We start from the raw sequence: 12577 nt of genomic DNA, 5'->3' as shown, positions 1-12577 counted from the left end.
GATGATCGACAAGCTTTTAACCGAACCCTTCCTGCAATTCCCTACCGAGAACTCGATCCGGGTGGTCTGGTTTACCGAGTTCGCGGGAACCGAGCATCGGGTAAGATACGGGGAGCAATTAGAAAATCTCTCGATCGCCGCGACGCGAAAATTAAGTCGGACGCGCGAGGATCGCGACTCGGCGATCGATCCCGTTCCGGAAACGGTGATCGATCGGGATATCTGGCGACACGAGGCGGTAATTAACGATTTACGACAAGGGGAGAGAATCCCCTATCAAGTTACCAGTTTTCAGGAAGATAAAGAGATTCCTAGCGATATCTATCTCCTTTCCCCGACCCCGAAAACGGGAACTCCCGTAAAAATTCTCCTCACCTCCGATCATCAGCTAAAACCGATGACCGCCGCGAATTTACAGAAAGTGGTAGAAACGATCGGACGGGTGGACGCGGTATTTCACGCGGGGGATCTAGTTAACGTGGCCGATCGGGCCTCGGAATGGTTCGACGATAATCGGGGTGGGGCGTTTTTTCCCTGTCTGCAAGGTCGCGCTAATTATCTCCTCGAAAAAAACGGCACGAGAACCATCTATCGCGGTGGGGAAATTTTGCAGAACGCGCCCATTTTTCCGGCGATCGGCAATCATGAAGTGATGGGACGTTTCTCGACTTCCCGCGGTTTAAACGAACAGTTCGAGGACGCGATCCCCCGATCGATCGCCCGGAAATTCGCGGCCGATCCCGAAGCGATCGACGAGCGTTGGTATCGCGATCACGCCTTTAATACCGAAACCTACGAAGAAATTTTTTCCTTACCGCACCCGAAATATTACGCGATCACTTTCGGCGATATCCGGTTAATCGTCCTTTACGTGACCAATATCTGGCGTTTTCCGAACTTGGAACCCGGCGATCGGGGGCGGTATTCCGAGAATTCCGAGGATTTGAACGCTCCAGAACGCTGGGGATACGGTCAACATATTTTCGAGTCTATTGAAAAAGATAGCTCTCAATATCGATGGTTAGAACGAGAATTACAAAGGGAAGAATATAAACAAGCAAAATTTAAAATCGTCATGTTTCACCATCCCCCGCACACCCTCGGGGGAAATATCGTTCCCCCCTATACCGATCCCGTGGCCACGATACGAACCGATGAAACGGGAAAAATTCTCTCTGTGCGGTACGATTATCCGAAAGAAAAAGATTACATTATTCGCGATTTAATTCCTTTATTAGAAGCGGCTGGAGCGCATTTCGTTTTCTACGGACACTCCCATCTTTGGAACCGTTTCGCGAGTTCTAGCGGTCTGAATTTTCTCGAATCTTCTAACGTGGGCAACTCCTACGGGGCGCATTTAGGAGACAAAAAAAGACCCGTTCCCAAGGATAAAAATTACGCGGCAGTGGGAAATCCGAACGGTTTAGATCCGATCGTACCGAATCTCGCCCCGTTAACGGATTGGATGAATCGATCGCTCCCCTACATCGCCAGTAACGATATCACGGTTTTCAGTATTCTCGATACGGGAACGGGAACGGTGAGTAGTTACCGTTTCGATACCCGTTTTCCCGATTCGGAAGTGATAAAATTCGATGAATTTCTTATCGATAATTAAGCGAATAAATCGAGGGGAAAATGTCCGTAAGTTCCCACGAGTCGATCGTCTTCCGACTGGCAAGAGATCAGGACACCCCGATAGGTTCCGGTGTAGGAATCGACATAATAACTCTGTTTTTTGGTGCTGTATTTAAGATAGATCGCGCCCTCGATCGCCGGAGATTCAACGGGTTCGATTTTCGCCGTGTATCCTAACGCGAGAAGATACTGCTGTAACGCTTTTAATCCTTCCTCGACGCTATCGGCGCAGATTCCTAGATTGATATATTCAGAACCTTGATTGACGAGTAATATCGCGTTTCGTAGGGTTTCTTTCTGTTCGGGTGAGGGAGCGATCGACGGGGTGATACAGCCGTATTCCTTGAGGAGTTTTAAAGCTTCTTCGATAGACATGGGGAGATCCGATGATTAGAGAACCCGAAAGCGAGAAAATTCGCGAGAGGGGTAGTCTCTCGATCCTATCAGGTCATCGACCCCGAAATTTATGGAGAGGGCGCGTTCGCTCCCGCGGGGGGAGAGAGTTCGCCCGTCGCTTTCCGATAACCGATATAATCGCCCGTTAATAGCCCTAAACCGAAGCCGATCGACAGAAAAGCCAGCATCATGCCCACAGATAGCCAGGAACGCCCAGAATTCCTTTCCGGTATCGCCTCGATCGCGCGTCTAGAAGGTGGCGTTCGCTCGCTCGTCTCGCTTTCCGCCGATTCCGAATCGGTCTCATCCTCGGCTCGCGAGTAAGACACCTCTCCATTTTCAGTATTTTCGGCGAATTCAGTTCCCATAGCCTCATTTTCGACGCTTTCCTCGACGATCGTGGGGCGGCTATCGATTTTCGCGACGTGATTGACGAGGGAATGCGCTCGATCGAGAGAGATCGATTTTTCCCAGAGGGGATGCGGCGCGTCTCCCGTGAACGCGTGGATCGTCACCCGCTCGATCGACCGGATTCCCAACGTACCGAGTTCTTCCGATATGAACGGTACGAGCTTATGCTGGTTGGGGACTTTGGGCGATCGTAGTTTCAGCACCAGGACACCTTCCTCTAGCACCGCCTCGAAAATCTCTACCCGTCGCGAGGACAGACTCTGGTTCAATAACTTGGTGAGCGAGTCGGTATCCCCTTGTTTAGCCGAATGGATAAGCTGTGCCTGATTCATGGTTTCGATAGATGGGAAAACCCCTAGGGTCAACTATCTTTAGTCTTCCCATTCCGGGCGCGGAAGTATCAAACGCTACTCGGGACTCCCGCGGGCGATTCCCCGGAAAATCCGGTGGGGATCGATCGCTTGACAGAGACGGAAAACGGGCTTTCCTCGACCCTCGGGGGGGTAAAGAGAAGGAAAGCCCGACCTCCAGATCACCGGAAAATCCGGATTTTGTTAATCCTCTAAAACGATCTTGACCGGTTTCACTTTCCAGATCTCCTCGCAGTATTCGCGGATGGTGCGATCGCTGGAGAATTTAGCCATACGGAGCGAGTTGAGGATCGACATCCGCGTCCATTTGTCCTGATCCCGATAGGCTTCGCTAACCTGTTCCTGACACTCGATATAGGACTGAAAATCGGCGAGAAGCATATACTGGTCATCGTAGAGCAGGGAATCGACGATCGGGCGGAATAGTTCCGTGTCGCCGTGGCTGAAATAGCCGCTCTTGATGCGATCGAGTACGCCTTTCAATTCCCGATTATTCTGGTAATAGTGCATCGGTTCGTACCCCCGCGCTTTCATAGCATAAACTTCTTCCGCTGTCAAGCCGAACAGGAAGAAGTTTTCCGGACCCGCTTCCTCGCGGATCTCGATATTCGCGCCGTCGAGGGTGCCGATCGTCAGCGAGCCGTTCATGGCGAATTTCATATTTCCCGTTCCCGAAGCCTCTTTCCCGGCGGTAGAGATCTGTTCGGAGAGATCGGCGGAGGGATAGATACGCTGACCGAGAGAAACGTTAAAATTCGGCAGGAAAACCACTTTCAAGCGGCCGCGCACGTCGGGATCTTTATTCACCACCTCGGCCACGGAATTAATTAACTTGATAATTAACTTGGCCATGAAATATCCCGGCGCCGCTTTCCCCCCGAAGATAAAGGTACGCGGCACGATATCGATATTCGGGTTCTGTTTGATCCGGTTGTAGAGAGCGATGATATGCAGGACCGCGAGATGTTGGCGCTTGTACTCGTGAATCCGTTTCACCTGCACGTCGAAAATCGAGTTGATGTCTACCTCGACATTGCGGGTTTTTAGGATATAACCGGCGAGATGCCGTTTGTTATCCTGTTTGATCTGTCGCCAACGGGCGCAAAATTCGGGATCGTCGATGTATTTTTCGAGTTGACGCAGTTCGTTCAGGTCTTTTAACCAACTTTCGCCGATTTTCTCGGTAAAAAGGGCGGAAAGTTCCGGATTACTCAGCAAGATCCAACGCCGCGGGGTGACACCGTTGGTCTTGTTGAAGAATTTTTCCGGCCACAGCATGGCGAACTCTTTCAAGGTGTCTTTCTTGAGTAATTCGGTGTGTAGCGCGGCCACCCCGTTGATGGAATGACTGCCGACACAGGCGAGGTTAGCCATGCGGATCTGTTTACCCCAGCCGGATTCCTCGATAATCGAGAGTTTCCCGAGCAGTTCGTCGTTATCGGGGAACCACGTCCGCACATCGGAGAGGAAAAAGTAATTGATCAGATAGATGATTTCCAGGTGACGGGGCAGGAGTTTTCCGAAGAGATCCGCCGACCAACGTTCTAGGGCTTCGGGCATTAAAGTATGGTTGGTGTAAGCGAAGGTTTTTTGCGTAATATCCCACGCTTTGCCCCAATCTAGCCCGTTTTCATCTACCAAAAGACGCATTAACTCGGCGATCGCTACCGCGGGGTGGGTATCGTTGAGTTGGATGGCGGCGGTATCGTAGAAGTTATCGAGGGTTTTGTAGGTTCTCAGGTGAATGCGGACGAGATCCTGGAGGGACGCGGACACGAAGAAATATTGTTGCGCGAGACGTAATTCGCGGCCCGCGGGGGTGTTGTCGTTGGGGTAGAGGACTTTGGAAATCGTTTCCGCGTCGATTTTCTCGGCGACGGATTGATCGTAGAGTCCGGCGTTAAAAGCCTCGAAGTTGAACGATTCGCTGGCTTCCGCTTTCCACAGCCGCAGGGGGTTAACGGTGTTGGTTTTGTAACCGGGGACGGGGGTATCGTGGGGGATGGCGAGGATGCGGCGATCGGGAACCCACTGTACTCGATCTTTGCCTTTATCATCGTGATAGATTTCCGTGTGTCCGCCCAGTTTTACCTCGACGCTTTCATCCGGACGCGCCAGTTCCCAGGGATTGCCGAATCTAAGCCAGTTATCGGGGATCTCTACCTGCCAGCCGTCTTTGATCATCTGGTGGAAGATACCGAACTCGTAGCGGATACCGTAGCCGATCGCCGGAACTTCTAAAGACGCGAGGGAATCGAGAAAACAGGCGGCGAGTCGTCCTAAACCGCCGTTTCCGAGGCCGGGATCGGGTTCCTGTTCGATTATCTCGTCGAAATCGAGTCCCATTTCCTCGATCGCCTGTTTCATCTCTTCGTAGATGCCGAGGTTGACGAGGTTATTGCCGAGGTAGCGTCCCATGAGGAACTCGGCGGAAAAATAGCAGACAACTTTAACCTTTTCTTCTTTGTAGGTTTCGACGGTTTTCAGGAACCGGTGGAGAAGGCGGTCGCGGACGGTGTAGGCGAGGGCGACGTAATAGTTGTAGGGGCTGGCGTTGGCGCGGTTAATTCCTTGTAAATAGAATAAATTATCGAGAAACGCCCGTTTTAGGGTTTCGGGACTCATCCCGGTGCGATCGTCCTCGATCAGCGTCGGGCATTGAGGGGCTAACGAGCCATCGGGTAGGGTGTAGAGTGTCTCCATCTGTTTAGTCGTCCTAACAATTCGGGAGTCGATCGAGCAGGATAGCCGATCGCGATACCCTATTTAGTTTACTCGTTACCGCTCGGAGACTTGTCAGGGTTCATATTGATCGCGGTTTTGGATCGTTCTCGAAACTGTCGCGCGAGTAATCTCGATCGAATGTCACTTATATCGGGCAACACGGTGGCTAATTTTTGACGAACCGACTCCGCCACCCGCTCGCGTTCGCTAAGATAGGACTCGATCTCGGCCCGATGTCGGAGATAGTCGTCGATCGTCGTGTACACGTCGGACAATAATAGAGTCGGATATCTCCGGACGATCGATTCCGGGGAAGCCCCATCTTGAAAAGCGTGGATCACCAATTCCAGGAGAACTCTCGATTTTCCCACTCGGATCGCCCCGGTTCCGTCTTCCCGAAGGGGTGGTGTTTCCCGTTCCACGGTAAAACTCACGATCGCCCTCGACTCGGTAAAACCACTCGATCGCTCTTATTGTAAAGCCAGACCGGGAGAGCGCGCCGGGTCGATCGCCCGATGCTCCGTTTTTCCCAAAAGCGTTATGATAAGGTATCCGGGGTTGAACGAGAAAAGTTAAACGCTGGCAGGCCCTAACTTTCCGTTATCGCCCCACTCTTTCTAAACTAAACAGTTATCGGTGTCTTCCTAGTCCCGGTAACTGTTATTTTTATGGTTCGCTGTCGAACCGAAGACGGGTTCCGCGCTACCGAGTACCGTCGGCGATCGTTTCGGGATCAGTAATATCACGCGCGTGAATCGATCGGGGATCGCTCTTCGCACCCGCGCGCGACCGAATACAGTTACGATATGTCCGATTTCTAGACTCAAAGTACGGATAGCTTTTAGCCCGTAGATCTAAGCGATGAGAAAAATGACGCGTTTTTCTGGTAGACTGTCCCGCGTTTAAATTCTCTCCGCGATTGTCTCTCCTGTCCCCTACTTCCCGCCTTATCTGGATGTCAGTCATTGAAATGTCTAACAGATTAGGATTCGGGGGGAGGGAAGCTAAAAGTTAGTTGCTGGCAGGCTCTAACTTTGTCAGTCATTGAAATGCCTAACGGCTTAGGGTTCGGGGGGGAGGGAAGCTAAAAGTTAGTTGCTGGCAGGCCCTAACTTTTAGCGGGATGAAACTCTTTCTAAACTAAACAGCGATCGGTATCTTCCTAGAACCGGTAACGATTACTTTTGTTTCGGGAACCTGGAGATGAAACCGATTCCCCCCAAGGCGAGCAGTCCGAGAACCGTACCGGGTTCGGGAACGGGAGTTCGAGGAGCTAACAAGAATTGATTACTCGTGGACAATAGCTTGCCATTCGGACCTGGCGTAAAAGAATTCTTGATATTCAGCGATGTAAATTGACCGAAAATGTTAGAAAAATCTCCGAAAAAATCGGGCTTTCCATTCACAGAATTTAAGGACAATAAACCATGCACATCTTTCTTGACCGACTGGTAGAGACGCGATGTATTGGAATCTAATTGCACTCCCGAGAAATAATAGCTCGGATCGAGAATCTCGATCTTGTAGGAAAGATCGCCCGATGTCTTGAGCGCGCCCCTTGCCGAGTAATGGAACAGGTACTCTAGATCGCTAAATTTTAGTAAGTCAACCCGATCCCGATCCTCTAAGCCCGTGTCGGATAGCCAGGTGACTCTTATATTATCGACTGTAATGGGCGTGGTCCGGAAAACCGAAAGTAAGGTAGACGCGTTCGCCTCGGGAGATACGAGCGCTAGACCGGCGAGAACAACCCCCATAGTCAGAGAGTTATAGGTTAGATTTCGGGTTATTTTTAGCATGATTTCTCATCTATCGATCGATGTTACAAGTTATACACGCCCGAGCGAGGAAAGGTAACAACCATTCAATTCTCGGGCGCTTGTTCGATTAGGCTTGTAAGAAAAATATAACGGAGATAATTAGAAATGACAAGTGTAAAAAAGAAAGTTTTTTTAAGTTTATTTTTGTCAGAAATATTGGACATATTTATAATAATAATTCCAATTTATCTAAGAATAATTGTGCAAAATTAGACGAATCCTATATCGTTATCGGCAAAAGTTAGACGTTTTATCTATCGATCGGGATAATCGAAAACTAAAAAAATCATAAAATCGCCGGGGTCGGGAGATCGCACGGCGGGGATTCCTCTCTTTCCCGCTCTCGGAATAACGCCCGAAAAGCCGGTTACAAGATCGATCGGGGACGACCCCCGACCCGGAAACCGCGCTCCGGGAGCGTTCGTTTCCCGCGAGTTTCGATCGCCTCGATCGAGAAAAAATGACCGAAAGATGGACGAACTTACCCCGGCGCTAGAATGGATTTGTCCGGCGCGCGGGTCGAGAAATTTTCCCTTTTTTCCAGGGCTAAAATATCGTGAGAGCGGGAATTCAACGACGTGCCGGAGATCGTCCGCCCGGCCCCATCCTTCTCTGGCGGTAAACACGGATACGTGAAAACCCGGAATTCTCGGTCTCTGTTTCCCAACTCCTATCGCAAGAGATATTTCTAGCGAAGGGTTCGGCCGTATAATTCGGACAAAAGGAGCTAAAACGATGCTTTTAGAGAACCTTTTAGGGCATAACTTGAACAAAGTTAGGTATTTTCGCCCGTAATCTTCCCATCTTCATTTACCCGATCGAGCGTATGTATAGGACTGACTTTATTACCATTAAGGAAGCATCCGATTTATTGGGAGTTTGCCCGAAAACCCTACGTCGGTGGGAACAACAGGGCAAAATCATCTCGATCCGCACACCGGGGGGGCATCGTCGTTTTCGGATGAGTGATATCCTCGACTGTCACGGCGAACCCGAACCCGAGGTCGCCTCGGTCGTCGGATACGCTCGCGTTAGCCGTCCGGAACAGCAAGATCAACTCGATCGACAGGTGCGGGCCCTAGAAACCTTTTGCCGTCAACAGGGCGAGCGCTACGAGATCATCAGCGATATCGGTAGCGGGATCACGCACCAACGACGCGGCCTGATCCGGCTGGTGGAGATGATCTGCGATCGACGGGTGAAATGTCTGGTTTTACCGAACTCCGAACGTCTCGGGCGATTCTGTAGCGATCTGATCTTCGGACTGTGCAATCTCTTCCGCGCCCGGGTGATCATCCTCAATCAACCGGAAGAATCCAGCCCCGAAGAGGATCTCGTCGAGGATATCCGGGAGATCGTCAGTATCTGCTATAACCGTCTCTACGGGCTAGGCAACCCGAAACATCAACAAATCCTCCACTATCTTCAAGCTCTCAAAGATATCGAGGTCGCCTGAGAGAGAGGGGGGGACTTTCCCCCCATCCTAACCCTAGCGAGAGATCGCGGCCCGCAATCGATCGATCACCCCGTCGATCGGTACTTCCTCCGCTTTTTTACTCGCTCTTTCCACCACCTCGACCTTACCCGATTTCAACGATTTCCCCGTGACCACGCGATAGGGAATGCCGATCAGATCGGCATCCTTGAACTTCACCCCCGCGCGTTCGTCGCGATCGTCGAGTAGGGTTTCGATTCCCGCCCGATTTAACTCGGTATATAACGTCTCGGCCACCCGAACCTGTTCCGGGTCGGCTAGATTGGGAATAACCACGATCGCCTGATAGGGAGCGATCGCCACCGGCCAGATAATCCCGTCTTTATCGTGGGACTGTTCCACCGCGGCCTGGGCCAGACGGGAGATGCCGATCCCGTAACACCCCATACAGAGGGGAACCGATTCCCCGGCCTCGTTGGTGTAGTTCGCGCCCATCGCCCGGGAATATTTATACCCTAATTGGAAAATATGACCCACCTCGATGCCGCGGGCGCTTTCGAGGAACTGTTCCGGATCGTGGACGGCCCGATCGCCGGGACGCGCTTTATCGAGATCCACCACCCGATCGGGTAACGGGAACTCTTTCCCCCAATTCGCCCCGACCACGTGGAAACCGGTTTCATTCGCCCCGGTAACGAAATTTTTAAGCTCTATAACCGTTTTATCGGCGATCCGCTCGAATTTCGGGGCGATCGCCGGATCTTTTTTCAAAAAATCATCGCCGACATCGGGACCGAGATAACCGAAGGGTAACGGACGCGATAACCAGCGGGCCGCGGTCTCCGCGTCGGGAATTTTCAGCGAGAGGATCGTTTTCGCGCCGCGAGCGGCGGCCGTTCGGGTCAGTTCGTTCTGTAGCTTCACCTCGTTCACTTCCCGATCGCCGCGGATCGATACCAGGACCGGCAAGACGAGTCCGGTATCGTAGATCGCTTCGTAGAGAACATTTTTGACGATCGCCGTCGGCGAACAGTCCAGGAAAGTCGCCAGAGACCCGATCGAGTCGGTGTTCGGCGTTTCCCGTCGCTCGAATCGCCCGAAAGGGGAATCCACCGCGTCCGCGGGCCGGGAGACGGCTTTCTCGACGTTCGCGGCGTACCGTCCATCCGCGGTATAAAGGACTTCATCTTCCCCCGCGTCCGCGAGCACCATGAACTCCTGGGAGGCCGAACCGCCGATCGCCCCCGAGTCCGCTTCTACGGCGCGAAACGCCAGACCGCATCGCGAGAAAATATTTCGATACGCGGTATCCATCGCGCGATAGGTTTTTTCGAGACAATTTTCGTCTACATTAAAGGAGTAGGCATCCTTCATAATGAACTCGCGTCCCCGCATCAATCCGAAGCGGGGACGGATTTCGTCTCTGAACTTAGTTTGAATTTGATAGAGATTGACGGGTAATTGTCGGTAGGAACGGATCGTGTCGCGCGCGATCGCCGTGATCACCTCTTCGTGCGTCGGCCCGAGGCCGAGTTCCCGTTCCTGGCGGTCTTGCAGGGAGAACATGATCCCTTCCGCCTTGGTGTAGGTATCCCAGCGTCCCGACTCTTTCCACAGATCCGCCGGTTGCAACTGCGGCAGTAAACACTCGTTCGCCCCGGCCGCGTTCATCTCCTCGCGGGTGATCGCCGAAATTTTCTGCAATACCCGCCACATGAGCGGTAAATACGCGTAGATCCCGCTCCCGATCCGCCGGATGTAGCCCGCGCGCAGGAGCAGTTTATGACTGGGGATCTCGGCCTCGGCGGGATCTTCTCGCAGGGTGACGAAGAGTAGCTGGGACAGTCGCATCGATCGATTCCTCCTAGAGCGGCGATCTCCCATTATCCCACCGATCGAGAACCTTCGAGAGACGGGCGCGGGCCGGTCCGACCACCCGACGCGGCACTCGGGAAATTGCCGGGCGATCGAGAACCTTCGAGAGACGGGTTCGGTTCGCGAGAATTTCCGTAAATACACGGATTTCAATTTCCGAACGGATTATTACCCTTGAATTGGATATATCTCCGCGAATCCACTTACCGCATCCGCATTTCCATGATGAATCTAGAAACGCCGACCTCTTCCCGTCCGGCCTCCGTTTCTCGTATCTATCAGAACGTGATGGAACCTCTGGTAGAACGGGAGATCGAGCGTCAATTCAAGCGTCTTCCCCGACATCTAGCCCGTTATATCGACCCGATCGACGTGGCCACCCACGCGCTCAACCGGCTCCCCCCGCTCTACGCCTCCACGGAAAAGGGGAAAAACTGCCAAGAACTCGCCGGCACGACCAAACTGAAAGGGAATATCGAGACCGCGGTGCGTCAGGCGATCGCCGCCGTCCAACGCGACCCGATCCGCAAAGAAATCCCCCTGACCGGGAGACCCGGCACCGATACCGCGAAAAAAGCCCTCCTCGAACTACAGGAATGGCTGATCGCCCGCAATCTCGCCGATCTAGATCCGGTCGGTTGGGACAATCTCGTTCCGACCTTCCGCTCGGCTCTCCGTAAGGTATTACTCCCCCATATAGGGGCGATGAAGCGCCTGCAATCTCTGCTCGTGGATAAATACCGGATGTCGCTCGACGAGGAGATAACTTACGAGAACGTGGTGAAGGTGGTCGAAGAGGCCATCGCTCTCGCCGGGGAACGACAGTCGCTCGATTAAGCTCGCCCCGGATAGTTTGGCTCGAATCGGCTTTCCCGGACGCGACCGTAAGCGTGATAATCGGGAAAGAATGCCGGTACGGGCTGTATTCGCGCGTTTTCAGCTTTTCATCGATTGTCAGGATTCGATGAACTTTTTCACGGGTTCCGTAAAGTTTTGATGAATTTTTACGTTTTCGCGAGGGGGGTTCCTAGTTTTCTCGGAAAGATCTATATAGTGTTATAAGAAAGAGAAAGTGATTTCCGAGAGACCTCCGCTTGAATACGGATACGGATATTATCGATCGAGCGCCGAGAACCCCTTCGGTCGGATCGCTCGCGCGATCGCCGTCACCCTACAGGAGTGGCTACCCCCATGAATAGACAAGAGAATTTACCGAAAATCCATCTGAACGTGATGGAAGAATTGGTGAGAGAGGAGATCGATCGTCAACTGCGAGCCTATCCCCCCTCTCTAACGCATTATATCGATCGGGTGGAGGTCGCGACCTACGCGTTGAACCGCTTACCCCCCCTGTACGCCTCCAGTCAGAAAGGCAAACACCACCAGAAGGCGATCGCCCTCCAGAAATACAGGGAGCAGATCCAGAATGCCACCCGTCAGGGAATCGCCGCCGTCCGGCGCGACCCGCTCCGCTCTTCCTCCCCGCTCGTCTCTACCCAGGAACTAAACTACCGAAACGCCGAGCGCGCCTTAATGAAAATTCAAGAAGTATTCGAGAGAGATCTGGGCGTTTATTACCCTCTCTCTTGGGAAAACTTACCCGCCGAGGTTTGCCGGGCTATCTCCCGAATCCGTCGGACGCGAGCGGCCGTCACCGATGTGTCCGGGGACCCGCGGGAGCGGTTTTCCCGATCGAGAGCGACCGGCCGCGAGCTCCCTCCCCGCGACGAGTGGAGTCACGGCTAATACCCCCGGCGAAAATCTCTTGTCGGAAAGGAGTCAGGAGTCGGGAGTCAGGAGTCAGGAGTCAGGAGTCGGGAGTCAGGAGTCAGGAGCCAGGAGTCAGGAGCCAGGAGCCAGGAGTCGGGAGATCAAGTAATATTTATTATCTCCCTCATCCCCCCCAT

General features: G+C 52.7%; 11 protein-coding genes. 4 read left to right on the top strand and 7 right to left on the bottom strand.

Going from position 1 to position 12577, the window contains the following annotated elements:
• The first annotated feature begins 1 nt into the window (after position 1).
• Positions 2 to 1618 (top strand): metallophosphoesterase family protein, encoded by a 1617-nt coding sequence (locus tag V0288_RS19840; protein WP_332866902.1) that lies wholly within the window; start codon positions 2 to 4, stop codon positions 1616 to 1618.
• Here V0288_RS19840 and V0288_RS19835 read toward each other — a convergent pair.
• From V0288_RS19835 to V0288_RS19810, 6 genes are all read right to left on the bottom strand, one after another.
• Positions 1615 to 2013 carry a DUF1824 family protein gene (locus tag V0288_RS19835; protein WP_332866901.1) on the bottom strand — a complete coding sequence of 133 codons (399 nt, stop codon included), beginning with the start codon at positions 2011 to 2013 and terminating at the stop codon, positions 1615 to 1617. The two genes, V0288_RS19840 and V0288_RS19835, sit on opposite strands and share 4 nt — an antisense overlap.
• A gap of 89 nt (positions 2014 to 2102) precedes the next feature.
• The gene (locus V0288_RS19830) at positions 2103 to 2777 is read right to left on the bottom strand and encodes a hypothetical protein (RefSeq protein ID WP_332866900.1); all 675 of its coding nucleotides are present in this window, start codon (positions 2775 to 2777) and stop codon (positions 2103 to 2105) included.
• Between the two features lie 222 nt (positions 2778 to 2999).
• Positions 3000 to 5519 (bottom strand): glycogen/starch/alpha-glucan phosphorylase, encoded by a 2520-nt coding sequence (locus V0288_RS19825; protein ID WP_332866899.1) that lies wholly within the window; start codon positions 5517 to 5519, stop codon positions 3000 to 3002.
• A gap of 68 nt (positions 5520 to 5587) precedes the next feature.
• A complete protein-coding gene (locus V0288_RS19820) occupies positions 5588 to 5974 on the bottom strand; it encodes a DUF433 domain-containing protein (RefSeq protein WP_332866898.1) in 387 nt (128 codons plus the stop codon).
• Between the two features lie 210 nt (positions 5975 to 6184).
• Positions 6185 to 6367: a hypothetical protein gene (locus V0288_RS19815; RefSeq protein WP_332866897.1), complete on the bottom strand. Its 183-nt coding sequence runs from the start codon at positions 6365 to 6367 to the stop codon at positions 6185 to 6187.
• A gap of 351 nt (positions 6368 to 6718) precedes the next feature.
• Positions 6719 to 7339, bottom strand: coding sequence for a PEP-CTERM sorting domain-containing protein (locus V0288_RS19810; RefSeq protein WP_332866896.1), 621 nt, complete (start codon positions 7337 to 7339; stop codon positions 6719 to 6721).
• An 847-nt stretch (positions 7340 to 8186) separates the two neighbouring features.
• Here V0288_RS19810 and V0288_RS19805 point away from each other — a divergent pair.
• A complete protein-coding gene (locus tag V0288_RS19805; protein ID WP_332866895.1) occupies positions 8187 to 8816 on the top strand; it encodes an IS607 family transposase in 630 nt (209 codons plus the stop codon).
• Positions 8817 to 8849: 33 nt separating this feature from the next.
• On the opposite strand, the gene V0288_RS19800 is transcribed toward V0288_RS19805, so the two are convergent.
• Positions 8850 to 10646 (bottom strand): proline--tRNA ligase, encoded by a 1797-nt coding sequence (locus V0288_RS19800; RefSeq protein ID WP_332866894.1) that lies wholly within the window; start codon positions 10644 to 10646, stop codon positions 8850 to 8852.
• 198 nt (positions 10647 to 10844) lie between these two features.
• On the opposite strand from V0288_RS19800, the gene V0288_RS19795 reads away from it, so the two are divergent.
• Together V0288_RS19795 and V0288_RS19790 are read left to right on the top strand one after the other, a co-directional pair.
• Positions 10845 to 11507, top strand: a complete 663-nt coding sequence (locus V0288_RS19795; protein WP_332866893.1) for a late competence development ComFB family protein — start codon at positions 10845 to 10847, stop codon at positions 11505 to 11507.
• Between the two features lie 354 nt (positions 11508 to 11861).
• Positions 11862 to 12416, top strand: coding sequence for a late competence development ComFB family protein (locus V0288_RS19790; protein WP_332866892.1), 555 nt, complete (start codon positions 11862 to 11864; stop codon positions 12414 to 12416).
• The last annotated feature ends 161 nt before the right edge of the window (positions 12417 to 12577 follow it).

Source organism: Pannus brasiliensis CCIBt3594, assembly GCF_036688125.1.
GTDB lineage: Bacteria > Cyanobacteriota > Cyanobacteriia > Cyanobacteriales > Microcystaceae > Pannus > Pannus brasiliensis.
Note: the sequence above shows the minus strand (reverse complement) of the source record. Positions and strands in the feature narration are given on the sequence as shown.